Source organism: Nitrosomonas sp. PY1, from assembly GCF_022836435.1.
Taxonomy (GTDB): Bacteria; Pseudomonadota; Gammaproteobacteria; order Burkholderiales; family Nitrosomonadaceae; genus Nitrosomonas.
In genome coordinates, this window is sequence record NZ_BQXC01000001.1 from 661,215 (window position 1) to 687,986 (window position 26,772).

The 26,772-nt window shown below is 45.9% G+C and carries 19 protein-coding genes, 1 tRNA gene and 1 other annotated feature; of the genes, 15 read left to right on the forward strand and 5 right to left on the reverse strand.

The features are described 5' to 3' along the window. The first annotated feature begins 16 nt into the window (after positions 1–16). Genes W03_RS03045 through W03_RS03075 form a run of 7 tightly spaced genes read left to right on the forward strand, consistent with a single transcriptional unit; the run spans position 17 to position 12,880 of the window. Positions 17–2,215, forward strand: coding sequence for a TonB-dependent siderophore receptor (locus tag W03_RS03045; RefSeq protein WP_244071285.1), 2,199 nt, complete (start codon positions 17–19; stop codon positions 2,213–2,215). Between the two features lie 50 nt (positions 2,216–2,265). Continuing rightward, a complete protein-coding gene (locus W03_RS03050; RefSeq protein WP_244071287.1) occupies positions 2,266–3,243 on the forward strand; it encodes an alpha/beta hydrolase in 978 nt (325 codons plus the stop codon). Between the two features lie 4 nt (positions 3,244–3,247). Further along, entirely contained in the window at positions 3,248–4,654 is a 1,407-nt protein-coding gene (locus tag W03_RS03055) for an efflux transporter outer membrane subunit (protein ID WP_244071289.1), read from the forward strand. A gap of 48 nt (positions 4,655–4,702) precedes the next feature. Further along, entirely contained in the window at positions 4,703–5,875 is a 1,173-nt protein-coding gene (locus W03_RS03060; protein WP_244071291.1) for an efflux RND transporter periplasmic adaptor subunit, read from the forward strand. Next, positions 5,872–9,009: an efflux RND transporter permease subunit gene (locus W03_RS03065; protein ID WP_244071293.1), complete on the forward strand. Its 3,138-nt coding sequence runs from the start codon at positions 5,872–5,874 to the stop codon at positions 9,007–9,009. Before W03_RS03060 ends, W03_RS03065 begins: the two co-directional genes overlap by 4 nt. Before the next feature lie 33 nt (positions 9,010–9,042). Next, positions 9,043–10,674: a long-chain-fatty-acid--CoA ligase gene (locus tag W03_RS03070; protein WP_244071294.1), complete on the forward strand. Its 1,632-nt coding sequence runs from the start codon at positions 9,043–9,045 to the stop codon at positions 10,672–10,674. 16 nt (positions 10,675–10,690) lie between these two features. After that, positions 10,691–12,880, forward strand: a complete 2,190-nt coding sequence (locus W03_RS03075; protein WP_244071296.1) for a penicillin acylase family protein — start codon at positions 10,691–10,693, stop codon at positions 12,878–12,880. 122 nt (positions 12,881–13,002) lie between these two features. Here the strand turns inward: W03_RS03075 and W03_RS03080 are convergent, their stop codons facing one another. The 4 genes from W03_RS03080 to W03_RS03095 form a co-directional block, all read right to left on the reverse strand. Beyond that, positions 13,003–14,307, reverse strand: a complete 1,305-nt coding sequence (locus tag W03_RS03080; RefSeq protein ID WP_244071298.1) for an IS5 family transposase — start codon at positions 14,305–14,307, stop codon at positions 13,003–13,005. Between the two features lie 732 nt (positions 14,308–15,039). Then, positions 15,040–16,515, reverse strand: a complete 1,476-nt coding sequence (locus W03_RS03085) for a hypothetical protein (RefSeq protein WP_244071300.1) — start codon at positions 16,513–16,515, stop codon at positions 15,040–15,042. Between the two features lie 105 nt (positions 16,516–16,620). Next, positions 16,621–17,640 (reverse strand): toll/interleukin-1 receptor domain-containing protein, encoded by a 1,020-nt coding sequence (locus W03_RS03090; RefSeq protein ID WP_244071302.1) that lies wholly within the window; start codon positions 17,638–17,640, stop codon positions 16,621–16,623. 272 nt (positions 17,641–17,912) lie between these two features. Beyond that, a protein-coding gene (locus tag W03_RS03095) for an IS3 family transposase (RefSeq protein ID WP_375792707.1) occupies positions 17,913–19,141 on the reverse strand; the annotation gives its coding sequence in 2 pieces (ribosomal slippage) (positions 17,913–18,850 and positions 18,850–19,141; 1,230 coding nt in all). Beyond that, positions 18,747–18,863: a sequence feature (AL1L pseudoknot), on the reverse strand. Its footprint overlaps the gene before it by 117 nt. Before the next feature lie 364 nt (positions 19,142–19,505). Between W03_RS03095 and W03_RS03100 the strand changes: the two genes are divergently transcribed. From W03_RS03100 to W03_RS03115, 4 genes are all read left to right on the forward strand, one after another. Continuing rightward, positions 19,506–20,411, forward strand: a complete 906-nt coding sequence (locus tag W03_RS03100) for a hypothetical protein (RefSeq protein ID WP_244071306.1) — start codon at positions 19,506–19,508, stop codon at positions 20,409–20,411. Between the two features lie 116 nt (positions 20,412–20,527). Beyond that, positions 20,528–21,910 (forward strand): replication initiation factor, encoded by a 1,383-nt coding sequence (locus tag W03_RS03105; RefSeq protein WP_244071308.1) that lies wholly within the window; start codon positions 20,528–20,530, stop codon positions 21,908–21,910. Further along, complete coding sequence (locus W03_RS03110; RefSeq protein WP_244071310.1) at positions 21,907–22,236, forward strand: helix-turn-helix domain-containing protein; 330 nt, start codon at positions 21,907–21,909, stop codon at positions 22,234–22,236. Before W03_RS03105 ends, W03_RS03110 begins: the two co-directional genes overlap by 4 nt. Beyond that, entirely contained in the window at positions 22,146–23,126 is a 981-nt protein-coding gene (locus W03_RS03115; RefSeq protein ID WP_244073682.1) for a site-specific integrase, read from the forward strand. The genes W03_RS03110 and W03_RS03115 overlap by 91 nt, the downstream gene beginning before the upstream one ends. Before the next feature lie 35 nt (positions 23,127–23,161). On the opposite strand, the gene W03_RS03120 is transcribed toward W03_RS03115, so the two are convergent. Then, positions 23,162–23,237, reverse strand: a tRNA-Thr gene (locus W03_RS03120). A gap of 150 nt (positions 23,238–23,387) precedes the next feature. On the opposite strand from W03_RS03120, the gene aroQ reads away from it, so the two are divergent. The 4 genes from aroQ (at position 23,388) to prmA (ending at position 26,772) form a co-directional block, all read left to right on the forward strand. Further along, the gene (gene aroQ / locus W03_RS03125; RefSeq protein ID WP_244071313.1) at positions 23,388–23,846 is read left to right on the forward strand and encodes a type II 3-dehydroquinate dehydratase; all 459 of its coding nucleotides are present in this window, start codon (positions 23,388–23,390) and stop codon (positions 23,844–23,846) included. Positions 23,847–23,953: 107 nt separating this feature from the next. Further along, entirely contained in the window at positions 23,954–24,436 is a 483-nt protein-coding gene (accB, locus tag W03_RS03130; protein WP_244071315.1) for an acetyl-CoA carboxylase biotin carboxyl carrier protein, read from the forward strand. Positions 24,437–24,465: 29 nt separating this feature from the next. Beyond that, positions 24,466–25,821, forward strand: coding sequence for an acetyl-CoA carboxylase biotin carboxylase subunit (accC, locus tag W03_RS03135; protein ID WP_244071317.1), 1,356 nt, complete (start codon positions 24,466–24,468; stop codon positions 25,819–25,821). A gap of 48 nt (positions 25,822–25,869) precedes the next feature. Continuing rightward, positions 25,870–26,772 (forward strand): 50S ribosomal protein L11 methyltransferase, encoded by a 903-nt coding sequence (gene prmA / locus W03_RS03140; RefSeq protein ID WP_244071319.1) that lies wholly within the window; start codon positions 25,870–25,872, stop codon positions 26,770–26,772.

Below are 26,772 nucleotides of genomic sequence, written 5' to 3' on the forward strand. Positions count from 1 at the left end.
TCTTGCCTTCTTCAGTGTGAGTGTCACAGCCACGAGTCATAGTTTTGCGCAAATGCAACAGACCGAAGTGCCTAATTCAACCAAGGCAACAGATAGTAAAGCGAAATCACGCGAAGAAGGAGGCAATCCCGATACGGAAAAGGCTGCTAATTCGGTCCTGCCGACCATTGTAATCGAAGCCAAAGATAATGGAGAAGTCATAGGGAATGTTGCCAAGCGCAGCGCCACTGCAACCAAAACTGGTACACCGATTATCGAAACACCACAGTCAATCACGGTCGTGACGCGTAATGAGATGGATATGCGTAGTGTGCAGCATCTTACTGAAGCCTTGCGTTATGTACCTGGGGTTACCGTCGATCAATTTGGATTCGACGGGCGTGGTTTTGAGTATTTGTTTATGCGCGGATTCAATGCCACGACAACCGCCAATTTCCGTGATGGTTTGAGCAATGCGGCTAAGGGTTTGTTTTTTGCTGAGTTTATTACGGATACTTTTGGCTTAGAGCGGGTAGATGTTTTGCGAGGTCCTGCATCGGTATTGTATGGACGCGGTGATGCGGGTGGTATTGTAAACAGGATTACCAAGCGACCGACTGCTGCTCCGATTCGTGAGGTGGAATTTCAGTATGGTAATTTTGAACGGGAAAGGTTTGCCGCTGACCTTGGAGTGGTAAGTAAGGATGGAACGATCATGATGCGACTGGTGACTACCGCACTGGACAGTGATACACAAGTCAGATACCCGAATACCGGAGGTGATCGAGCACATAATGAACGGTTTTATATTGCGCCGTCCATCACTTTCCGGCCGAACGCCATGACATCTCTCACGTTAATGGGCGATATGCTCAACAACCGGAGTGGTTCGTCACCATTTTACATTACCGCACCGGATGGCCGGTTTACCAATGTGCTGCAGAGCGATCCCAAGTTTGCACGTTATTCCACTAATCAGGCTACATTCAGTTATCAATTTGAACATCACTTTAATGAAATACTGACAGTTCGGCAGAATTTTCGCTACGCATCTCAGAAAGGCCGCTTTCAGGATTTGTTTGCGTTGGGGTATAACGATCCTGATCGGCCGACTTTAATGGATCGCGGTACTTATGCCACGAATGAGCGTTTGAATCAAGCCGTGCTTGATACTCATTTGCAAGCAAAGATTGCCACCGGTCCTGTCAATCATACTATGTTACTTGGGGTAGATTGGAATCAGACCAATGCATTCATGCGCTATTTTGAGGGCTATAATAGTGATTATGTGCCGCCTCCGATTGATATTGACGATCCGGTTTATGGCGCGCAACCGATTCTGAGACCTGATTTGTTGGTGCAACATTCTAAACAACGGATCGATCAACTGGGTTTCTACATACAGGACCAGCTTAAATACGATAACTGGGTTTTGACTTTAAGCGGGCGGCATGACAGGCTTCATACTAAAGATAGCGACTTATTGAACGAATCGGTAATCCGGAACAAGAATAATGCATTTACTGGTCGAGCCGGTTTAACCTATCTGTTTGCAAACGGCATAGCGCCTTACTTCAGTTATTCGCAATCATTCATGCCGCAACCCGGCGTTGATGCTGAAAGCAAACCGTTTGACCCTTCTCGAGCTTCGCAATACGAAGCGGGTATAAAGTTTCAGCCGACAGGAGGGAAATCTCTCTATACGGTAGCGTTTTTTGACCTGACCAAAACGAATGCACTGACGCGGGATGTGAATGATCCTACCGGGGTGCATCTTATGCAAACTGGGGAAGTCAGGTCACGTGGCGTTGAACTGGAAGGGCGAAGTGAGTTGCTGCGCGGCCTGAATGTTATCAGTTCCTTCACTTACCTGGATGTAGATAATATAAAAGATACGGACTTCAAGGGAAAAAGACCGATACAGGTTCCCACTACAATGGCGTCTGGTTGGCTCGATTATTCCTTCGGTGCTTTGGGTTACGAGTGGCTGAAAGGATTTGGGCTGGGAGGAGGGGTTCGTTATGTCGGCAGCACATTTAACGATCAGGATAATACCAGCACCACACCATCGTTCACATTGTTCGATGCCACATTGCGCTATGAAAGAGGCCCTATGTTATTCAATATCAATGCCAGTAATATTTTTGATAAACACTACGTTAGCACATCATTTTTCAACAGATATTATCTCGGAACGGAACGTACCATAATCGGTACTTTGACATTCCGGTTCTAGCAGATGATTGCGGTTTTTTTCTACTATCGAATTAAGATTGAGGGGATCGCATGCCTTTGAATGACGAGCTTTTAGTATTTCTAGACCTGGCGGCTGAAGCGATGGCCAATGGTAGCCGATCGGCCATTCATGATCTGCCTCCGGATCTGGCGCGCCGGGAATACGAAGCGGCCTCACAGATACTAGATGTTCCTGGTCCAGAAATGGCAAGCGTGCAAGAACTGAGCATTGAGGGTCGCGACGGATACCAGATCGGCGCGCGGTTATACAAGCCTTTGGAATTTTCAGAAACCACAGATCCGCAACCGGTGTTGTTATACTTTCATGGCGGCGGCTATTGTCTTGGTAGTTTGGATTCGCATGATGCGCTGTGTCGCTCATTGGCTGCGTTGACACCTTGTTATGTATTGCATATTGCTTATCGACTGGCACCCGAAAATCGCTTCCCCAGCGCAGTGCATGATGCGCACGATGGATATCAATGGCTTCTGCGGCAAGGGTTAGCTTATGGCCTTGATACGAGCCGTATCGCTGTTGGCGGCGATAGCGTAGGTGGCTCATTAGCAACAGGAATCACGATTATGGCACGGGACAAGAATCTGCAACAACCGGTTTGTCAGCTCCTGCTGTATCCCTGTACGAGTGCGTGGCAAGATTCCGAATCCCATCGTCGACTTGCCAGCGGGTATTTGTTGGAAGCAAAAACCTTGCAATGGATGTTCAATTTTTATCTCCGCACTGATGCCGACCGGGTCGATTGGCGATTTGCGCCACTGGAAGCGCCCGATTTGTCCAAGCTGGCGCCAGCTCACCTTGTTTTGGCCGAATTTGATCCTTTGTTGGATGAAGGAATGGCTTATGCTGAGCGATTGCTAGACAGCGGGGTAGTGACACAAGTTCATGTATACTCAGGTATGGTTCATGATTTTGCCCGACTGAGCAATATCGTCGAAGAGGCCGAAGAAGTCCGACAGGATTTGGCGAAAATCCTGGCAAAAGCTTTTTATCCTGAAAATGACCGTATCTAGAAACATGAAAATGCGCACGCTAGCAGGTAATTGTTTCACTTTAAAACCATTCCGTATGGTTTTCTTTTTCCTGTCTTTACTTGCTATAAGTGCTTGCAGCATGTTGCCCGAACGTCGCGTCGGCGATGTTGGCGCAAACATTCCAGAGCAGTGGACTGAGTACACAGTAGAGCAATCGGTGGCAGTGAACTGGGTGGAAACATTTCAGGATGCCGCGTTAAAAAATCTGGTGGATATTGCCTTAGAAAATAATTATGAATTGAAAGCCGCGTCAGCAAGAATTCAAGCTGCTGCTGCACAAGCGCGCATTGACGGTTCTCCGCGCTGGCCGCAGTTTTTTCTCTCGGCGGATTATGAGGAAGCGAGAATCCGCGAAGCTGGTTTTGGTTCAGCCAGGCTAAATGTTTTCGAGGTTTTATTCGGCGTCAGTTGGGAAGTGGATTTATGGGGAAGAATTCGCGATTCACATATGGCAGCTATAACTGAAGCCACTGCAGTGCAGGCGGATTTCCGTGGAACTCGCTTGTCACTGGCGGCGCGTGTTACGCAAAGTTATTTCGAATTGATTGAAGCCAAATTGCAATCGGCTATCATTGAACAGTCGATCAAGGATCGAAGCGTGATTGTCGATTTAGTGCGTGGCCGATTTCAGCGCGGCCTCGTTCGTGGGCTGGATTTGCGCTTGGCCTTAACCGATCTGGCAAATGCCGAGGCGCAACTGAAGCAGACGCGTAATAGCATGCAGCAAATTTCCAAAAGGCTGGAAACCTTGTTGGGTCGCTACCCCAAGGATGAAGTAAGGGCTATCGCACAATTGCCGTCGCTACCGGTAGCCATGCCGGCAGGACTGCCATCAGAACTGCTGGAACGCAGGCCTGATCTGGTAGCTGCATTTAAACGCTTGCAAGCAGCTGATTTGCGAACAGTCAGTGCACAAAAATTACGATTGCCACGGATTACACTGACGGCGACGGGTGGAAGCCGTAGTGCTGATCTGACCGAATTGATCGATCCCAGAGCTGCGTCCTGGAATATGCTTGCCGGATTGGTGCAACCCATATTTACCGGTTGGCGTATTCAAGGTGAAATTTTTCGCAACAAGGCCCGTGTCGAAGAGGCTTTAAACCAGTACAAAAATTCGGCATTGAATGCTTTTCGCGAGGTGGAACAGGCACTGGCAGCCGAAGAATGGCTACGGCAGCAGGAAGCTGCGCTGCGCAAAGCGGTTGAACATACCGGATCTAGTCAGAAGCTGGCTACTTATTCCTATCGAAACGGCACCATTGAGATTCTAACACTGCTGGACAGCTACCGAAGCATGCTGAATGCACAGACGGCACATCTTTCCATAACCCGGCAGCTACTGAGTAATCGTGTCAATCTTTACTTGGCTTTGGGTGGTAATGCTTGATCGATCTGATGTAGTCATCCTACCACTTGTACAGAATTTTGTTCGTTGATGAAAGTACGTAAACAACTATTCATCGCTTTACTGGTGGTAATGGCGGGTATTGCTGCGGCCATAATTATTGTTCGGATGCCGCCTCAGGCGATTCAGCAACCACAGACTTTTGAACCGCCAGCGGTACAAACGATTGTGGTGCAACCACAGCGGTTGCAGATGACGGTACAAACCCGAGGACGTGTTAAAGCGCAAACCGAAATCGAGGTCATAACGGGCGTTTCGGGGAATATTACCTATGTGGCGCCGGCATTTGTCAGTGGCGGTTACTTTAAAAAAGGAGATTTGCTGGTTTCTATCGATCCGGCTGAATACGATTTACGTGTGGCGCAGGCACAGGCTCGAGTCATGGAAGCGCAATATCAATTGACTCGTGAGGAAGCCGAAGCAGAACAAGCGCGACAAGAGTGGTGGCAACTGGGGGAGGGCGAACCTAGTCCCTTGAATTTGAGAATTCCGCAGTTAAAAGAAAAAAAAGCGAAACTTGCCGCTGAGAAGGAAGAATTGAAAAATGCACGCTTGTTACGACAACGGACAGAAATACGCGCACCCTTTAATGGTCGAGTGCGCAACAAATCTATAGGAATGGGGCAGTATCTGAATACTGGAGACGTATTAGGCAGTATCTACAGTAGCGATTTGGCAGAAGTGCGTTTTCCACTCAATACACAAGAATTGTCTTGGATTAATGTGCCGGAGTGGCCATCGCGCTCCGCTGCAACTGAAGGTGCTGAAGTAGTTTTGTCAGCAAACTATCGTGGAGAAATGCAAGCCTGGCGAGGGCGGATCGTCCGCAGCGAGGGTGCTATCGATGAGAAAACGGGTATGGTGGTGGTTGTGGCCCAGGTTAACGATCCGTTTGGGTTGTCAGGAAATAAGCAGGATCGCGCGGCTGCGATGTTGCCGGTAGGTTTGTATGTTGAGGCGAGTATCGAAGGTCGCTGGTTGGAGGGTGTTTATGTGTTACCAGCCAGTGCATTATTGCAAGATGATCGTGTTGCAATTATTGATCAGAACAATCGTTTGTATATTCGTCAAGTTATTATTATAAAAAAAGAAAATGACCGTGTTGTTCTGAAGGAAGGCTTGATGCCGGGTGAGCGAGTTATGGTTGCTGGTCTACTGCATCCGGTTGAGGGCATGTCCGTAACACTGAAGGAAAGCCCATGAGATTGATCGTCTGGTTTGCTAGGAATCCGATCGCGGCAAATTTCTTGATGCTACTCATTATTGCAGGCGGAATTCTGGGACTGACAATTGCAAAACGTTACACTATTCCCCCAGTACCGCAAAACCAATTGCAAATCGAGATCGAATATCCTGGCGCGAGCCAGGCAGAAGTGGAGCGTGCATTGTGCATTCCGATTGAAACTGCACTGCATGATCTGGAAGGTATCCGGCAAATCAATGCAACCGCTCATCAAGCTCAATGCGAGGTTATTGTCGAGTTCGATCCGAAAATCGATGCGGCGCGGTTTCAGGCCAGCGTGCAAGCTCGAATGGATCGCATCACAGTTTTCCCAAAAAATGCTGAGAAGCTGAGAATTACGGAATTAAAAACGGGTACTACTGCAGTGACCGTGATGGTGCATGGAGATGTCGATCTGTTGACCTTGATGCGTCAGCGTGACCGACTGCAAGCAATGTTGAGCCGACATCCGGATATAGGAAAACTGACATCCTGGCCCGAGATTCCCTATGAAATCTCGATTGAAGTCACAGAATCTGAGTTGCGTCGCTACGATTTGAGTTTTGATGAGATTGCGATGGCAATTCAAGCCGCCTCACGAAATATACCGGCTGGGGAACTCAAAAAAGCGGACAGCAAATTGCTGTTGAGAAGCAAGCATCAAGCCATGACTGTGGCGGATTATGCAGCGATTACCTTGCGATCGGATGTCAATGGGGCGCGTTTGTTACTGGGTGATGTCGCACGGATTAGAGAGACAGTCAATGACAAGGATATGCGGGCTAGGATCGATGGCAAGCCAGCCGTGCAAATATTCGTGATGTCCAAGGATCGAATTTCGACATCGGTCGAAGCGGTTAATTCAGTGATCGATGCATTTCGTCCCGAACTTCCGGTTGGTGTTGGTATTTCAACATGGGATGATTGGTCGAAATACTATGTGGAGAATATGAGCATGCTGAAGGAAAATGCCATTTCGGGTTTTTTCCTGGTTTTTCTGGTGCTAATGTTTACACTGCGATTCCGCCTGGCGGTTTGGGTTAGCAGCGGTATTCTGGTGTCGTTGTTCGGTGCATTATGGTTAATGCCGATTCTGGGCATCTCTTTGAATACTTATTCGATTTCTGCATTGATTTTGATTATTGGGGTTTTAGCCGACGATGCCATTGTCGTTGGAGAGAATATTTATACCCATCAGGAACGGGGAAGCCCAGGATTAGATGGCGCCATTAGCGGTACGCTGGAAGTAGCACCGCTGATTGTCATGATGGTGTTATCCACTATGATTGCCTTTGTGCCTGGCTTGCTCCTGCCAGGGCTTAGTGGTTACTTGATGTATAACGTTTCTGCCGTGGTGATTCTGACATTGGCATTCTCGATGCTGGAGGCGTTATTGATTCTGCCCGCACATTTATCGTCGTATGACCATCCGGTAGCCACACAGAACAAAATCGGAATGCTGTTCGATCAAGCCAGAACCAAGATCGACGAAGCGTTGCAATGGTTTATCAATAGTGTGTACATACCGGTATTGAAACGATTGCTGTATTTTCGTTACATAACACTATCGATGTTTGCGATGATTTTGCTGGTGGCGGTCGCGCTCGTTTCATCCGGTCGGATTCAGAGCGTTATGGATGCGCCGGTCAATGATTATTATTTGTTCGCCATTCTGCAGTTTGTTCCGGGTACACCGTTCGAGGAAGTCAATGCATATGTGTTGCGCCTGGAACAAATTGCTAACGATATTCGCGCAGAACTGAATGCGGAACTCGGATTGGGTGCGGTGGATAAGTTGCAGGATAGCTTCCAGCACATCATATCCGTTAGCGAGGATAATGCCGCATTTGTGGATATTGAAATCGCCATCGATGAGCGGATCCGTTCGCGCATGGACAGCATAAAACAGCAATGGGAAGAACGCTTGGGTAAATTGCCAGCCGGTGCTATGCTGTCGTTCCAGACTTTTTGGCCAAGAAATCTGGGAATCACTGCGGCACAATCCGCTAAAGCCATCGAATTGCAACTGATTGCTCAGGATATCGGGCAACAAAGCGTTGTTAGTGAAATACTCAAGACCAAATTAGCTGCATACACGGGTGTACATAGTGTCACTGGTGCAATGCAGATGGGTAAACCCGAGCTACATCTTAAGCTCAGGCCGGAAGCTGTAGCACAAGGGTTGACCGTGCATGATCTGGGAGAGCAAGTACGTAATGGTTTTCTGGGTTTGGAGGTGCAGCGATTCTTTCTAGATCGTGATGAGGTTCGCGTCATCATTCGCTTGCCTGCGCAACAGCGTCGCTCACTGGATGATATTTATCGCTTACCAATTCAGTTACCCAATGGTAATAGTGTGCCATTCGACGCGGTGGCGGAAACTGAATTGATGCCAGGTTTTGCCAGTATCATTCGACAGAATCGAGAGCGGGTTCAGTTGATCAGTGCAGAAGTGTATAAGGAGCAAGCCAGCGTTGAAACTATTCTTGCTGATTTGCGTGCTCATGTAATTCCTGAATTGGAAGCGCAGTTCCCGGGAATAAAGATTGAGTCCGGGCAAATTCGGCAGAAACATGAAGCCACCATGTCGGAACTATGGCGCTATGGCATGTTCGCGTTACTGGGCATTTATGCGCTTCTGGCGATTCCGTTGCGGTCCTATTTGCAGCCGATGATGATCATGCTGGCAATTCCTTTCGGTTTCATCGGTGCGATATTGGGACATCTGTTACTGAACATACCCTTATCGCTAGAGTCTTATGTGGCCTTGTTTGCGGTCGGAGGAATCGTGATCAACGATAGCCTAATACTTGTGGCCCAGATAAATAAGGCCGCACGGGAGAATTTCACCCGCTATCAAACCGTGATTCGGGCTTGTAAGGCACGATTCCGCGCAATTTTTCTGACTAGCACGACCACTTTTGTTGGGCTGTTGCCGTTTATCAATGTGCAAAGCTCAGACGCGGAGAAAATCCTTCCAATGGCGGTTACTCTGGCGTTTGGTATTTTATTTTCAATGTTGGTTACTTTGGTGCTGGTGCCCGTCAGTTGCGTGGTATTGCGGGAAATATCGGAACAAATGAACGCTTCAACGCGCGCCGGAGAAGTATTCTAACCGACACATATTTTTATCGAGTTTTTTCTACAAATGACTTCAAATTATCAATTGCTTCTCAAACAGATCTGGCATACGACATTGGTTAACGCGGCAGATCGACCAATCATCTATCACGACCGGTATCGCTCGAATTATCGCCAGACCTATGCGCGCATCAATCGATTTGCTGCCGCGATGGCTGCATCGAATATCAAACAGGGCGACGTTATTGCGGTGATGGATCATGATAGTCACCGCTATTTAGAGTGCTACTTTGCAATTCCGATGTACGGAGCTGTCATGATGACCGTCAACAGTCGGTTGACGCCAGCACAGATTATCTACACCTTAAATCATTCGCAGGCCATATTATTATTGCTGCATACCGATTTCATACCGGTTATCGAAAGTATTCGATCGCAATTGACTGGAATACGTAAGATTATTGTGCTGAGCGACGGTGATGCGCTACCGTTTACTTCGCTGAGCTTGGATGACGAATACGAAAACTGGTTGAAGGATCGGTCTGATCATTTTGTTTTTTCCGATTTTGACGAAAATACGCGAGCTACGGTTTTTTATACCACCGGTACGACCGGATTACCCAAGGGTGTTTTTTATACTCATAGACAGTTGATGCTGCATACTCTTGCGGCAGGTATGGCGTTAGCGATGCCGGCGAGAGAACAACGGTTTCATGCCGGCGATGTATATATGCCGCTAACACCGATGTTTCATGTGCATGCTTGGGGGATTCCCTACATCGCCACGTTATTGGGCGTCAAGCAGGTTTATCCGGGGCGCTACACGGCTGAATCGTTGTTGCGGTTAATTATTCAAGAACGCGTAACGTTTTCGCACTGTGTACCGACAATATTAAAAATGATCTTGGTGACGGCACAAGCGGTTGGTGCCGATTTGCGCGGCTGGAAAGTGGTGGTGGGTGGTTCGGCGCTATCGAGAGACTTGGCCAGGCAAGCATTGGATATGGGAATTGATTGTTTTTCCGGTTATGGTTTATCTGAGACAGCGCCAATTCTGACGCTGGCGCAATTAATCGAAGAACCTGACCATACGATTTCTCCAATGCATGAAGATGCCTCGATGATTCAACGTTGCAGCGCCGGTCGTGCGATTCCATTGGTAGATATACAAATTATCAATGAAGCGACGCAACTTCAGGTTCGTGATGGCCGCAGTAATGGTGAGATTGCAGTACGCGCACCGTGGTTGACGCAAGGCTATCTGAATGATTCCGAAGCCAGCGTTACTCTTTGGCAAGGAGGGTATTTACATACCCAGGATATCGGTACGATGAGTGCGGATGGCTACTTGTACATTACTGACCGGCTTAAGGATGTGATTAAAGTGGCAGGAGAATGGGTATCGTCGCTGGAAGTGGAAAATGCCCTGGCTTCCGTTGCTGGTGTCCGGGAAGTTGCGGTGATCGGAATACCGGATTCACGCTGGGGGGAAAGGCCGCTGGCTTTACTGGTGGTGGATTCGGCAATGTTTGACGAATCTGCGGTGCAGCAACAAATTCGTTCATTGGTTTCGCAAGGTGTGATTTCCAAACATGCGTTGCTGACCCAGCTCAAACAGGTGGAATGCATTGTTAAAACCAGTGTCGGCAAGGTCGATAAAAAAGCATTACGTTGCGAACATGGAGTTGTTCATCGTTAAACCCGGAATGAAATTGATGAAATCTTTTTTTGCCAGTTGTGCGCTGTTGTCTGTTTTGGTGTTGAATGCGTGCCAAACAGCCGAGCCATTACCGGTCAAGCACGGAAATCCCGAAATTTTGTGGGATTCCTGGGGTGTTCCGCACATTGTTGCAGCTCACGATAGCGATGCTTTTTATGCGTTTGGCTGGGCACAGATGCGCAGCCACGCCGATTTGCTGCTCAAACTGTATGCGATGGCGCGGGGACGCGGCGCCGAATACTTTGGTGAAGACTATCTGGCCGCAGATCGCTCGGTGCGTCTGTTTGGTATTTCAGCACTGGCTGAACAGTGGTATCAGCAGCAGGAAACTAGGTTCAGAGACAATTTGGCGGCATTTGCCGCTGGCATTAATGATTTTGCCCGCCGCCACCCTGAAGCGATTTCTGCTCAAGTAAAAGCCATTCTACCCGTAACGCCGCAAGACATCATTGCACATACCACGCGAGTAATGACTATTTTTGTCGCTGCCATTTCGGAATGCGGCGCCGTGCTGCCGGGCTTGGATTTTAATCATCAACTGGCAGGTTCAAACGGTTGGGCACTGGGTGCCAAGTATTCCAGCAGCGGCAATACGATGCTGCTTGCCAACCCTCATCTAAGCTGGCATGGCATGGAGACACTGTTTGAAGCGCATCTTCTGCTGCCCGATGTGAATCTCTATGGTGCAGCTTTGGTTGGATTTCCTGTGTTACAAATAGCATTCAACGATTATCTGGGTTGGACGCATACGGTGAATCCCATGGATGGTTGTGATGTATACCGGCTGAGGTTGGCGGGTGATCATTTGCATGAGGGCTACTGGCTCGACGGTAAAGTAAATGCTTTCGAGGTAAGCAGTGAAACTATATTGATTCGCCGGGACGATGGTCGTATGGAAAGTGAAGTCTTGACTATTCGCCGCGCGGTACAGGGGCCTGTGATCGAACATGCAGGAGAAATGCTGTCGATTCGTCTGGCATTGCTGGCAACGCAGCGATTGGCAGGGATGAATCAACAATGGTGGGAAATGGGGCGTGCGACCGATTTGGAAAGATTCCAGGAAATCCTGGCAGGCGGTCATTTGCCTTTATTCAATGTGATTTATGCTGATGTGAACAAGCATATTCTGCTGGCGTACAACGGTATCATTCCGCAGCGCGCGGCCGGCGACACAGCTTTTTGGCGAAAACCCGTGACTGGCGACGATTCCCGGTTGATCTGGAAGGACGTGCATCACTACCAGGATTTGCCCAAGGCTGTGAACCCGGATTCCGGTTGGTTGCAAAATAGTAATGGCGCGCCATGGTATATGACCTTGCCCATTCTTGAGAAGAATCAGTACCCGGAAAATATGACTGCTGATGTCACCAATAATCGTGAATTGCAAAGCTTACGAATGCTGGCATCCCGATCAACAATGAGCTTTGAAGAATTGATCGCTGCTAAGCATTCGACCCATTCATTGGCAGCGGATCAACTACTGAATGATCTGTTATCCATCGCACTCACCAGCAGCGATCCACTCGTGCATCAAGCTGCGGCAATATGGCATCGATGGGATCGACAATTTCTGGCAGAAAGCCGCGGTGCAAGACTTTTCAGTATCTGGTTCGAAAAATGGGTTGAAGCCACGATCGCCAAAGCAACCAGGGTAAAACCTGAGTATGTGTTTACCCCTGATCAGTTACTGGGTAGTCTTTTTTATTCGCAGCCATTTGATTCTTCAGAGCCGCTGATTACACCACATGGTTTGGCTGACAAGTCGCTTGCATTGAATGTCTTACGTGAGGCTGTGACTCAATTGCTTGCCGAGACCGGAAAACTTGACGTCGCTTGGGGTGAAGTTGCTCGCTTGCGTCGAGATGGATCTGATTTTCCTGGTAATGGCGCTGATACGGACTTAGGCGTTTTCAGGGAAATTGCTTATGAATCGGATATCGATGGGAAATTGAAATCATCGTATGGAGATTCGTTTATAGCAGCTATTGAATTTTCTAAACCGGTACGCGCACAAGTACTAATGACCTACGGCAATGCAACACAACGCACATTTTTTGAAACATATAATCAATTAGAACTCTCCGCAAAACAGCAATTACGACCTGCCTGGCGCAATCGAGATGAAATTGAGGATAATATTAAACTCCGTGAAATTCTGACTTATGCAACTAATTGGAGAGCATAAAAAAGTGGGGTGTGTTTCTACTTAGTCGCCCCTGAAAAAAGCCTCGACGATTGCTATTTTTTGGGGTGGATCAGATTTCCTTGCTGCATGTAGAAAACAACTTTCGCTGGTTGAAGTTTTCATTAACAAATTGGGGTAATTTGCGTTTTTCGCCATGAGAAGAACAGCCAAAGAATGGCCAGCAGCCATTGTCTCAGATTCCATGCGCAAGCAGCCATCAATAGATTGATACGATCTCCGATAGCACCTTTTAAATAATTTCTGATCAACCTAAAATCCGATTTCAAATGACCAATGATGGGTTCAATCGCTGCACGTCTTCTGCATTGCTTTCGTTTCTTGTCCCTTTGATAACGAGTATCTTGTTTGAGTGCTTTCCCCGGCAAAATAATACTCGTGCCATTAACTTCTCGCTTGCCGCGATAGCCGCGATCACATACTGCTTGTTTGACGGCTTTGCCGCGAGATGCCTCAACATGACGCAGTATTTCCGGCAGCGTATGATTGTCATGCCGGTTTTGTTCGTGACTGACTACACCGACGATCAGATTGCCTTGCGCGGTGCTTGCTATCGATGCCTTGCTGCCATATTCGTATTGTTTGTGGTCTTTTCCTTTGGCCACGCAGTACACCTGCGGCTCGTGCAATGAATAGATCTTGTTTGTGTCTTTAGATTGCTGCCTTAAAATGCGCTCATACATCAGAAAATCTTGTTGGTAGCACTCAAATAAACAGTATTGCGGCAATTCTCGGCGCAGTTCCCGTATTAAGATGCCCGCAATCGTTCTAAGCCGCTTTAGCGCTCGCTTGGCCTTTGCTCTTTTGGTGACGTGACGGAAATGCCGAATAGCCAGACGCAATGATTTTACTTCTTTGACGAAAGTACGCCGCTGTTGAACACCATGCGCTTGGGCTATCTTGTTTAGTCGGTTGATGATTCTAATTGCCAGCTTGCTATCTGTCGGATAGGCGATGTTCTTTTCTTGCACTGTCGTGTCAATGTGAACCGTGTCTTCCAGCGCAGCTTCTCCATGCAAACCAACGCTCATCTGGAAAATACGCTCAACACCTTCAGCGCCAATGCGCTTACGAAAATGCACCAACTCCGTGCTGTGGCAGGGCAATCTTCGCTGAAACTCTTTCATCCCGCAAAAAGCCTGGTAATACGGATTGCGTTTCCACTGCAATACTACTGCTTCATCGCTCAAGTTCTCTAACTGCTTGAGTATCAACAATCCAACCAGCAGCCGAATCGGTTTACTGGGTGCGCCTAATCCTTCGCTGTAGTGTATTGAAAATGCTTCGTCAAACTCAAACCAAGGTATTTCCAATGCAAGCTGTAGCAATGGATCAGAACGATCAAGCTGCAATAACAGGTCAGTCTCAAACAAACTGAGTTGGTGCAAAGTTCTACTGAGTGTGAGCATCTGTAATCACCATTTCGACCAGAATTTAGCTGCAATTCTAGCATTTCTGGTCGATCGGATCACGCACATCTCTGTATTTCTTCTCATTATCAAATAGTTGTACTTTCTTCAGGGACGACTAATTAATATATTTGTAATGGGGTATTTATGGGGCAATTTGAAATAAAAATAAGGAATGGCATGGTTCTTTTGCTGAAATTTATCAAGGAAAGAAATGGGCAATCTAAGAAAGTTACTTGTTACAGATTGCTTTAATCACGTGTCCCACCAGTGCCCCTTGATTGGCATTTATGGGGTCGTTATTTTTTAATTCATTGATTTTATGGTGCTGTTGAGAGGAGTCGAACCTCCGACCTACTGATTACGAAACGTAACTATAAATTTTAGTTGTATATAAATCAATTGCTTGCGATGCTTGCCAAATATAAAAACAGTGCCACACAACCTCAAGCAGTGGAGTTCTTAGAGCGGTTTGGCACAAATTTGGCACAATGATTTAGCAACTCATTTGGTTCACCAAACCGGATAAAGCTGGTAATTGGTTTATTAAGATTTCAGTTTGACATTATATTCATGTGTACACATATATATGTAACGTTCAAATTGAGGGGGCTGACCGACCGTAAAGATTGGCCGTGGCCACCGAGAGTTCAATAACTACAGGCCGAGAAGTGAGCGCTTATCGACCAGTCCCTCTCGAGTGTAGGGTTAAGTTTCTCCGCGACGGAAATGTTAATCTTCAGTTTTGACGTTGGATGCTGAAGGCTTATTGTCTCGGCTTGCATCAATCACAACAATGCCTTTGGGGCCGGTCAGTTTAAGCTCATTCAATATCCTTTCTGTTTTTACAAGCTCAATTTCTGAGAAGCACATGATGACCTTGATTGACTGCTTGGTCTGATTCGCAGCTTCGTAGACCGCAATTTGATTTTCTAGATTTTGCTTGAGCTTTGAATTGCTTGCGAGTTTGAATTCAACAAGGGTGCTGTCTTTTGAACCACGTGATATTTTATAATCTACTGGACCTCTTCCATTGTTCACCTCACTATTTACGTCTTCTTGGGCTGCATACCAAGTAAGGCGAAACATAAGTTGAAGATCGGATTCGCGTTTGACAGGCTGGCCTTTTACATAAAATACGCGGTAACCGTCGTTATTTTCTATTACTTGCTTTAGGAAGTGGACTCGTTTGAGGGTTTCCTCATATGTCCCCGCTCGTTTTGCATAGAACTCATTTGCAGAGTGCAGTGCCGATATTAGGCTACCTACTTGATTAATGAAAACAGACTCTGTTTCTTTTATTTTTTCGTCGCTTAATTTAACTGCATTAGCGCCATTGTCTTCCTTAAATCGAATGTAATAGTCGATTAGTTCGGGGAATTTTCTGAGTGTTGCGGCAACTGCGCGATTTATATCCTTTTGATTTGCGTTATCTGGTATTTGGCGAGCAAGATACTCGTTGACTTGGCTGCGAAGCACCTCGTTCGGTAGTGATGAAGCAACTTCATCGAAGTCGCCAATAAGGTCGTGCTTGTTTATCCATGCCTCATCTTTTGTGAGGATGTCTTTTGGTGTCAGTAAGACAAAGTCGCCATCTATATATGGCAAATCGAAGTACGATGTTTGCCAACTTCGCGTTTCATAGTTGAACTTCGTGTGGGTTACAGGAACTCGTTTGATTCTATTTCTGGCTATGTGTTCTTTGGCGAAAGCCTGCGTGTAATCACAAAGGAACCCTTTTATTAGATTGGTTGTGAAGTCACTTATGTTGTCTTTGCCCACGCCATCTTTGATAAGACAAAGTTTTTCAAGATGACTGCTTTTGGTGATTTTCTCATCCCCGAAATCTTTGAATATCGAATGAAGGTTCTCGTTTAGGGCTGAACTAAATACCTGACCAAGCCCTGAACCTCCATTACCAACCTTGCTGTAGCCTAGCCATGTTTGCTTAACTTCCGGGAAGCGATACCATGACCTCAAGAGACCTGGTGAAATTTCACCTTCCACTGACATTTCTCGTAGGAATCTCACATATTTGATAATTTCTAGGTGAAGCTCTTGATATTGAGGCTTCTCACTATTGAATAGCAGGAACGGATCAACAAATATCGGCAGATCATTGATTAGTGAAACATTGAATGCGCCGTGTGTATCTAATGTTTGAGGTTTAACACAAAAATAGTCCGAAAAATATACATTCACTTGCATACTGTTGTTCTTTTAGTTATTTGTGCAGCTTGAGGTCGATCCAGAAGAAACTTAACGTAGAGTTGAGAGGCTCCGCGCTTTTCGGCAGCCCTCTCGAACGGCAGGTTATACATGTTCGAATGCAATTTTTTCCAAGCTACGGAGAATTACTTTGGGAAGCTCCATCAATAGGAAGTAATCTTCTTTGTCCTCCATAAAAAACTCCTCCATTATCGGGTGTCTGGTGCTCACTATAAGCAACTCCTCGAACTCATGAATGTGGTGCTTTATTGTCGTGGGAGTTTTGCTACCCTCAATTTTATTTAGAAGCAGTATCCCTTCATCGTATACCCACGGCATTTTTTCTCTGTAAAAACTTAGCGCGATACGAATACCCAGTTTTCCATCTTTGGTCGTGTGAATCATTTCCTCAATCATGCCGGGATGAATTCTTCTCCGGCGTTTTCTGCTATCGATTGGATCTGCTCTTTCTATTCTTGATGGAAGATCTTGAAACATGATTTTGATTTCTTCAAAAAGCTTCGCAGATGAATTTTCAATATCCCTGGTGTCTGCAGAAGGCTTTGTGCCACCGTCTTTCTTGGCGGACGTATCTAACTTCTCCAGTATGGCGGAAATTGACTGTTTAAATTTCCCCACTTGAAACTTGATCGTATCTTTGTCTGGTTCCGAGTTTGGTATTCTTTTTACAAGCTGGAACACAAGTTTTGTAAGTGAATCTTCGTCATCGCCGCAGTTTTGAAATTGTGCGAATGGCCCTGATGATGCGTCTTTCAGTTCAATTCCCAGCGCAACGCCAAGGATTGGGGTGTCAAGCTTGCCCTTTGCCATACCTGCCTCAAACAATATCCACGGCCTGTCCACGCTTCTTTTTGTGAGCAGACAAACAACATCAGATGCACCTTGTATATTTTTGATGATTTCTGGATACCACTCCACGCCATACTCAATCCCTTGGTTCCCTTTTCTGTCGGATGTTCGGAAAGTCTTTAGAACGCCTGCACTTACGCTTTTTAGAAGATTGCTAAAGGCCTCTGCCAACTCTCCATCGCGCGTGTCATGACTAATAAACACTAGCGGATTGAGCGATTTGGAAATGTTTTCTTCTGTTTGTGTATCGCTCATTTCTCTTCCTTATGTATAACGTAATAGATACTACAGAAAATGTTTCATAATCTGGAGCGGAATACCATATAACTTGATCAATGCTTTGTAACCATTTATTTTTTGTGTGATTCCAAGGAAAAAATGCCCGATCTTAAAATAAATACGCTATTTAGTTCTCCCGTCCAAGTAACACGGGGGGGGCTACAAATACATACCTTAGTAATCAGCCGCAGAATATAAAGGTTTGTTGCCTTTATGAATCGCCCCGGATTCTGTGGAGGCTATTTGGTTTAAGTAACACTGGCAGAATCCGAGTTGGCTAACTGCCGGTAGTATTGTGCCTCAGCTTCTTCCGGCGGTATATAGCCGATAGATCCCAGCAAACGCTGGCGATTGAACCAGAATACCCAGTTTAACGTCGCCAATTCAACAGATTCCCTGTTTTTCCAAGGCCCTCGTTTGTGAATCAATTCAGCCTTGTACAGCCCATTAATCGTTTCGGCCAGTGCGTTGTCGTAACTATCGCCACGGCTTCCTACTGACGGTTCTATTCCAGCCTCGACAAGCCGCTCCGTATAACGGATAGAAACATACTGGGAACCCCTGTCGCTGTGATGAGTCAAGGCACCTAGCTCCGGTTGCCGAGCGTATAAAGCCTGCTCCAGTGCATCCAGTACGAAGTCCGTGTGCATGCTGGAACTGACGCGCCAACCCACGATGTACCGGGCAAACACGTCGATGACGAACGCGACATATAGCCAACCTTGCCAGGTGGAAACATAAGTAAAATCCGACACCCACAACTGGTTTGGGCGATCCGCCTTGAATTGCCGGTTCACGCGATCCAGTGGGCATGGCAGCCCCCTGTCAGGAACTATCGTGCGGACAATCTTGCCGCGCCGCACACCTTCCAGCCCCAACCGTTTCATCAGCCGTTCTACTGTGCAGCGAGCTACCAGCATCCCTTCGCGCTTGAGTTGCCGCCATACCTTGTTGGCACCATAAACCTGCAGGTTGACCTGCCAGACTCGTTGTATCTGCGGCATCAGCTCATCATCGCGAATAGCTCGGGCACAGCGCAATGCCGGATTACGCAGCTCGACAGCGTGACGTCGATATCCTGACGGGGCAACCTGCAATACCTTGCAGATCGGCTCGACCCCGTGGGTGTCGCGATGCCGATCGATGAATGACCTCAGGATTTGAGTTTGCGGTCGAGCTCCGCCTGGGCGAAAAAAGCACTGGCCAGTTTCAGAATTTCATTGGCGCGACGTAATTCCTTGACTTCACGTTCCAGTGCTTTGATATGCTGACGCTCTTCACTGGTGATGCCATCTCGCAGGCCTGTGTCGATCTCATGCTTCTTTACCCAATCATGCAATGTCGGCGGTGTGCAGCCAATCTTCGGCGCTATCGATTCTATCGTTGCCCACAGCGAAGAATACTCACTGCGATGCTCTTGCACCAGACGAACTGCTCGTTCTTTGACTTCGGGGGAAAATTTATTTGATTTGTTCATGGCTCCATTCTCTCAAGATTTAGAGCCTCCTCAAAACTCGGGGCGATTCATTTAAGACAATCAGTTAAATTCTATCAAGCCATTTTCACTAGTACTAAAGCAAAAGTCGACATTCCTCTGAATGAGAAACTAGAAATAGTTTTTAGCGCTCGCGCGTTTAACGACAACGACGACGAAGGAATAGGAGAAGGAAAGGAGCGCGAAGGCGTTTTTTATATTGATTTTTCGCTTTTTCAGCAATCTCAATAAAGTACAGAGACAATCCGTTAGGAACTGATGCACCCGGATATTTGATATGACGGGATACATTTATCTGTTTCTTAATCTGGAATTTTATACTGATCAATGGGATTCTGAACTTCATATGCAACCTCGTATAGAAAAATCCATTGCCATAACACTGGCTTCTCAACTGGTGCCTATGTGTGCAGAGCTTTTGATGGATTACATGGATAAACGTAACGGCTGGATTAAGATGCCCAAAGAATTTGAGCTTATTCGACAAAATTCAAATCTTGGTGACTCGTATGTTCTGGCCTATGATGAAGAAAATAGAATCTTATCGTGTTTGATGAAATCTATGTTTCCTGAAGATACAGCCAAACAACTGAATCAATTTGATAATGAATTCTTAGCCATTAAAGAAAATGAGAAACTCAAATTTGTGGATTCGTATTTGAATGAAAAGCTAGGTGGTGATCTTTTCCATTTGTTTGAGAGTATTTCCAATATGACCAATGAAGATCAGCAAATTGCTCGAAAGGGATTGGAAGCATCGTCAGAGGATGAAAAGAAAACAATATTTCTCTCAATGCAGTTATTCTTTGCTTATATTTACGCCTATTTCTACAACCATATTGCGCTCATGGTACACGGTCAAAAATTGACTACACTTGTACCACTGGCACTAAAAGGTGATAAGAAAGCTTTCTGCAGAGCTATACAGATAGATCGAAATATTTTGACAGGCCATCCTTACTTTCGCGATACCTATGCACGCCTCCAGACAGGTGAAGACCCAAATTTTCTGAATTCAGTTACAGCATATATCGACCGCCCCGCTATTAAATGCAGGATTGATTATCCAGCGTTATATATGTTATTTGCTGTACTGGATGGATTTGAATGGCTAAATGATATGAAAGCGCGAGAGATTCTGGATTTGTATAACGGAATGGGGTTGAATGGCGACCAAGGCTACATTGAGGATGAAAATTCTATAATTAAGAAACGTATTGAGTACCGTAAGAAGCAGAAATACGGCTATTAGTCAATGCACTAAAAAATAATTTTTATTGCATTCATGCATCTCATCTTGATGCATAAAGTTCGTATCTGTTGCGATGCAGCAATATTTGCATGATCGCCGTGGATATGAGGTTTATCATGAAGAAAGAAATAAATGTTTCACCTGGAGCTATAGCATCTAATAAAATCGAAGCCGCCGAGCCAACGCAGAAGACGACGAGCTTCAGCGAGGAGGAGAGATGCGAAGGCGAGGTGGAAAATGATTTGACGGATGCATTGCATCAGCCTGATTCATCCTCACAGGGTACGCCTCCTAGTAACACAGTACCCTATAACTGCAATAATGAGTATTTCAAGCTTTTAAGGTTTGGGGTTGATAGCCTGTATTTATCCTATCAAGGTGAACTGTTTCCAGAAGTCAAAGAACGGTTAGCCAAGCTTAAACAACTGGCACAGCATCCAGAAGCAGATCAACAAGCGCAAGCACAATATGCCATTGCTGGTCATATCTTTGAAGTCAAGGATAAAGGCTCGTCAATATTCCCGTATGTCCTGGAAGATGGGGCATTCCGCATCAGTCTATCCAAAACCGGCAAGAAAACACCAATGGCGTATGTCAAGGTATCCTCCCGGTATCTATCCAGCGTTACGCCTGTTGAAGCTGAAAAACACTTGCGCCAAATTTTGAATGAACTGGGTACATTGGAAAGTTCTGCCCATGTCAGCCGTATCGATTTATGTGCTGACTTTGTTTCTCCTGAGAACATGGAGTCCTGGGGGCGTGAAGCATGGATAACGCGCGGCAAGAAGATAGATGCCCATGCAGTTAATGAAAAATTCACCGGCTGGTCGATTGGCCTGGGCGGCAAAATTTCCTGCCGGTTGTATAACAAGCTATTAGAAATTCATACCAGTGGCAGAACCGATCTTGTTCCACTATGGAAAGAAAATGGTTGGCAAGAGGATGAACCCGTCTGGCGTGTTGAATTTCAGTTGATGCGCGATGTATTGGCAGAACATGGTTTGATAAGCCTTGATACCGTGTTAGCCAATTTAAACGGCCTATGGAGTTATGCTTCAACGGAATGGCTTCGTCTTACGTTGCCAAATCCCGATGACCAAACCCGCTCACGCTGGCCGATTCATCCGCTGTGGGGATATATCTCTTCCATAGATTGGGAAACCGACTCCAACACGCTTTCCAGATTGTTCAAACCGGAACGTTTACCAGAAGATAAACGAATTCTGACGCTAGGCATCAGTTCAATGGCTTGTTTTATGGCCAAGCATGGCATAACTGATTTTGATGAAGGTCTGGATCGCTATTTGCTGGCACTGCATCAGCATCTTTTTTCCTGCGGTGAATTTATTGGATTGTCAGCGGGAGACTATCTACTTGAAAAGGTGCGCTTACGTGGCAAAGAATACAACACCATTCTAAACTTCAATGAAGCAGATCAAAAACGCTTAGAAGTCGAAAAAGCTGCAAAAAATTACCGCAAAGCTTCGGAGGGTGAATGAAAACTCTTACCTTAAATGAAGCTGCCCAATTTCTTAAAATGCACCCTGAAGAAGTGCGCCGCCGTGCAAAGGCGGGAATTATCCCTGGTGCAAAGGTAGGGAAGTGTTGGGTATTTGTTGAAGATGATCTTGTTGCCTACCTGCGCTCGTTATATGCTACACCTCGGCAAGCGTTGCAAGTGGGACATGAGGAGAAACAATTATGTCACTCTGTAAACGTGGTAAGACGTGGTGGATTAGTTTCACCACACCAAGCGGCGAGCGAGTTAGATGCTCTGCTGCAACTGAAGATAAAACCCAAGCACAGGAATTCCACGACAAGCTGAAAGCGGAATCTTGGCGTGTCGTGAAACTGGGGGATAAGCCAAAACGCACTTGGGATGAAGCCGCTTATAAATGGCTGATGGAAACACAGGATAAAAAGACACATCATGATGACGTGGCTAAAATAAACTGGCTCCAACAATTTTTTAGAGGCAAGTATCTCGACGAATTGACGCGCGATGTGATTGCGGGGATTGGTGAATTAAAGCGAAAAGAAACGAGTCCGGCGACTGCCAACCGTTTATTGGCTCTGATTTGTTCAATCCTGCGCCGTGCGGCTCTTGACTGGGAATGGATCGATAAACCCCCGGTCATTAAGCTGTATCGTGAAGCAAAGCGCCGGGTGCGTTATTTGAGTGCAACACAGGCCAGCATTTTGATTCAGGAATTGCCGCAGCATTTGGCGGATATGGTGACGTTTTCACTGGCTACTGGTTTGAGACGGTCAAACGTCACAAAGCTGGAATGGTCGCAAGTGGATATGCAACGCAATGTGGCATGGATACATGGCGATCAGGCCAAAGCAGGAAAACCGATTCATGTAACCCTGAATGCGACGGCAATAGCGGTATTGACTAGACAGATTGGCAAGCATCCAAGATCAGTATTTAGTTACAAAGGCAAGCCAATCACGCAAGTGAATACAAAAGCTTGGTATAAGGCGTTAAAACGTGCCGATATTGAGGATTTCCGCTGGCATGATTTACGTCATACCTGGGCAAGCTGGCTGACTCAGAATGGCGTACCATTGAATGTCATTCAGGAGATGGGTGCATGGGAATCAGCTGAGATGGTGAGGCGTTATGCTCACTTGGCACCTGAGCAATTTGCTCAACATGCCCGGATCTTGGATGGTGTGCTAAATGTCACGAATTTGGCACAATCGAAGTAAAACAGGTTCGGTTACGTTTCTAAGTTACTGATTATTGGTGCTGTTGAGAGGAGTCGAACCTCCGACCTACTGATTACGAATCAGTTGCTCTACCAACTGAGCTACAACAGCCAAGATGAGAATAAGCGCGACATTATAGTAGTTCATGATATTGTCGGCAAATGCTAATCGGTTTGGCAAAAAAATTACAATATCAGATTAAGTTCGGCGAAATTCTTCAAAAATATGTACATTTTGACTGCAACAGTACATAATTAACCAATGAATGAAAAAGAATATAAATTAACTAATGTTTTAATTCTTCACGGACCGAATCTGAATTTGCTGGGTGCACGTGAACCAGGAATATACGGTAACATCACGCTTGACGATATTAACAGAAATTTGAAGAAATTAGCCGAAAATAACGGCGTTAAAATTGACTTCTTTCAAAGCAATGCAGAGTCTGCGTTGATTGATAGAGTGCAACTTACCATGACTGATAGCACTGATTTTATTATCATTAATCCCGCTGCGTATACACATACGAGCGTTGCTTTGCGTGATGCTTTGGCTGCGGTGAAAGTGCCATTTATCGAAGTTCATCTATCGAATATATATTCTCGTGAGTCGTTCCGTCGGTATTCTTATTTTTCGGATTTGGCAATTGGCGTCATAAGTGGTTTAGGTGCCAAAGGGTATGAGCTGGCGCTACAATACGTTTTACACCAAAATCACTAACATCCCATTAAGTTTTATAGATATTTTTAAATGTTTCTTTATTTCAACAAGCATTTTATAGTGCGATATTAATTCTTTTTTAGTGACAATCTCGCAGGAAATTTGACATGGATTTAAGAAAGCTGAAGAAGCTCATTGAGTTAGTCGAGGAATCGAGCATTGCGGAACTGGAAATTACTGAAGGTGAAGAGAAAGTTCGTATCAGTAAATCAGGTTCTGCTATGGCGCAGAATTATGCATTTATGCCTCCTATGATGCAGCAACCGATACCGCCGCCGTCTACGCCACAAACAACGGGAGCGGCTACCGCAACAGGTACTAACAGCGCTCATGATAATAGCCATCAAGTGCCCAAGGGGCATTTGGTTAAATCGCCTATGGTGGGAACATTTTATCGATCGGCATCACCAGGAGCGAATCCTTTTGTTGAAATAGGACAAACCGTCAAGGTGGGCGACACGCTCTGCATTATTGAAGCAATGAAATTACTGAATGAAATAGAAGCCGACAAAAATGGAGTGATTAAAGCTATCCTGACAGAAAATGGCCAACCCGTTGAATATGGTGAACCGCTATTTGTGATTGAATAGCCGTTTAATCTCAATCCATCAAAAATATTATGTTTGAAAAAATCCTGATCGCCAATCGCGGTGAAATTGCCTTGCGAATTCAACGTGCCTGCCGCACGATGGGCATTAAAACCGTTGCTGTGCATTCAACAGCCGATGCCGAGGCAAAATATGTGAAACTGGCCGATGAATCGGTGTGCATTGGACCCGCACCTGCTGCGCAAAGTTACTTAAACATTCCAGCTATTATCAGCGCGGCAGAAGTAACTGATGCTCAGGCTATTCATCCAGGCTACGGATTTTTATCTGAAAATGCCGATTTTGCAGAACGCGTAGAAAAGAGTGGCTTTGTATTTATTGGTCCACGCCCTGAAACGATTCGTTTGATGGGCGATAAAGTTAGCGCCAAAAATGCCATGAAAAAAGCTGGCGTTCCTTGCGTACCGGGCTCAGACGGTGCGTTACCTGAAGATCTTGATGAAATCAAGAAGATTGTTAAGCAAATCGGCTACCCCGTTATCATCAAAGCCTCGGGCGGTGGCGGTGGGCGCGGTATGCGGGTGGTACATACCGAAGCGGCGCTATCAAATGCCGTAGTCATGACACGTAATGAAGCTCAGGCCGCTTTTGGTAATCCGGTTGTATATGCTGAGAAATTTCTTGAAAATCCGCGTCATATTGAGTTTCAATTACTGATTGATGAGCATGGTAATGCAGTGCATTTGGGAGAAAGGGATTGTTCTTTACAACGCCGTCACCAAAAAATACTTGAAGAGGCGCCTGCACCAGGAATCACTGAAAAAATGCGTAACAAAATTGGCGAGCGCTGTGCAGACGCATGCCGTCGAATTAAGTACCGAGGTGTTGGAACTTTTGAATTCTTATTTGAGAATGATGAGTTTTATTTCATTGAAATGAATACTCGCCTACAAGTCGAGCATCCAGTTACAGAATGGATTACTGGTATTGATCTCGTTCAAGCGCAAATTAGGGTGGCCGCTCATGAAGTTTTAACCATTCACCAAAAAGATATTAACATCAAAGGCCATGCAATTGAATGCCGCATTAATGCAGAGGATCCTTACAAGCTTACACCCTCAGCAGGTCGTATTACACAATATCATATCCCCGGTGGAGCAGGTGTGCGGGTCGATTCGCATGTTTATCATAATTACTTGGTTCCTCCTCATTATGATTCAATGATTGGCAAAATCATTACCTACGGAGATACGAGAGAACAGGCTATTGCAAGAATGCGTATCGCTTTGACTGAAACAGTGATCGAAGGTATTAAAACCAATATTCCATTGCACCTGGATTTATTGGCGGATTCTTCTTTTCTGCATGGTGGTCTTGCAATTCATTACCTTGAGCAGAAGCTTGCCTTACACAATAAAAAAGATTAATTCATTTTCTCTGTATATTCATTGTACGTATTATCGTAAGAAACCAGCATGCCTTGGATCGCGCTGATATTCCGAACCGACGCGGATCACGCGGAGCTACTCAGTGATGCGCTTATGGAACAAGGTGCCATATCGGTGGATATTCATGACGCCGCAGCCGACTCCCGCGACGAACAACCGCTTTTTGGTGAACCAGGAAATACTAGCGAAGAGATTTGGCAAAATGCAGAAATATCAGCATTATTTGATGGGAAAGCCGATGCCGATATTGCCCGCATTGTAGGAAATCTCGTGCAATTGAATTGCTTGAGTGAGCCTGTCAGCTATCGGGTCGAGCAAGTCGAGGAACAAGACTGGGTGCGACTGACACAATCGCAATTTACACCTATTCAAATTTCATCCCGCATGTGGATTGTTCCTACTTGGCATACGCCACCTGATCCTACTGCTATCAATCTATTACTAGATCCGGGATTGGCATTTGGATCGGGTAGTCACCCAACCACGCAGCTTTGCCTATGTTGGCTGGAACAAAACTTAAAAACGGGAGAGACACTGATCGATTATGGTTGCGGTTCCGGTATTTTAGCGATTGGAGCGCTAAAACTAGGGGCCTGCCATGTGACGGGTATCGATATTGATCCTCAAGCGATTACGGTCAGTCATGATAATGCAATACGTAATCAATGCAATCCATCACAATTTGTTTTTTCCATCTCCCATTCATCTCGCGAGCCAGTGGATATCGTTATCGCTAATATTCTTACGAACCCTTTAACGGTTCTTGCTCCGCTACTTATATCCTTGGTCAAACGAGGGGGCAATATTGTATTATCTGGAATTTTGTGCGAGCAAGCAGACCAAGTAATCCAAGCGTACCAGCCATGGTTCGATATGAAACTTGCTCGCCAGCAAGAAGATTGGGTATTGTTAGTAGGTCGTAAAAGATGA

What these genes read in the sequence shown, in the direction of transcription:
- W03_RS03050 (WP_244071287.1), top strand. Translation starts at nt 2,266, where the DNA reads ATGCCTTTGAATGACGAGCTTTTAGTATTTCTAGACCTGGCGGCTGAA.
- W03_RS03080 (WP_244071298.1), bottom strand. Translation starts at nt 14,307, where the DNA reads ATGCTCACACTCAGTAGAACTTTGCACCAACTCAGTTTGTTTGAGACT.
- W03_RS03105 (WP_244071308.1), top strand. Translation starts at nt 20,528, where the DNA reads ATGAAGAAAGAAATAAATGTTTCACCTGGAGCTATAGCATCTAATAAA.
- accB (WP_244071315.1), top strand. Translation starts at nt 23,954, where the DNA reads ATGGATTTAAGAAAGCTGAAGAAGCTCATTGAGTTAGTCGAGGAATCG.
- aroQ (WP_244071313.1), top strand. Translation starts at nt 23,388, where the DNA reads ATGAATGAAAAAGAATATAAATTAACTAATGTTTTAATTCTTCACGGA.
- accC (WP_244071317.1), top strand. Translation starts at nt 24,466, where the DNA reads ATGTTTGAAAAAATCCTGATCGCCAATCGCGGTGAAATTGCCTTGCGA.
- W03_RS03090 (WP_244071302.1), bottom strand. Translation starts at nt 17,640, where the DNA reads ATGAGCGATACACAAACAGAAGAAAACATTTCCAAATCGCTCAATCCG.
- W03_RS03075 (WP_244071296.1), top strand. Translation starts at nt 10,691, where the DNA reads ATGAAATCTTTTTTTGCCAGTTGTGCGCTGTTGTCTGTTTTGGTGTTG.
- W03_RS03060 (WP_244071291.1), top strand. Translation starts at nt 4,703, where the DNA reads ATGAAAGTACGTAAACAACTATTCATCGCTTTACTGGTGGTAATGGCG.
- W03_RS03065 (WP_244071293.1), top strand. Translation starts at nt 5,872, where the DNA reads ATGAGATTGATCGTCTGGTTTGCTAGGAATCCGATCGCGGCAAATTTC.
- W03_RS03100 (WP_244071306.1), top strand. Translation starts at nt 19,506, where the DNA reads ATGCAACCTCGTATAGAAAAATCCATTGCCATAACACTGGCTTCTCAA.
- W03_RS03055 (WP_244071289.1), top strand. Translation starts at nt 3,248, where the DNA reads ATGAAAATGCGCACGCTAGCAGGTAATTGTTTCACTTTAAAACCATTC.
- W03_RS03085 (WP_244071300.1), bottom strand. Translation starts at nt 16,515, where the DNA reads ATGCAAGTGAATGTATATTTTTCGGACTATTTTTGTGTTAAACCTCAA.
- W03_RS03110 (WP_244071310.1), top strand. Translation starts at nt 21,907, where the DNA reads ATGAAAACTCTTACCTTAAATGAAGCTGCCCAATTTCTTAAAATGCAC.
- prmA (WP_244071319.1), top strand. Translation starts at nt 25,870, where the DNA reads ATGCCTTGGATCGCGCTGATATTCCGAACCGACGCGGATCACGCGGAG.
- W03_RS03070 (WP_244071294.1), top strand. Translation starts at nt 9,043, where the DNA reads ATGACTTCAAATTATCAATTGCTTCTCAAACAGATCTGGCATACGACA.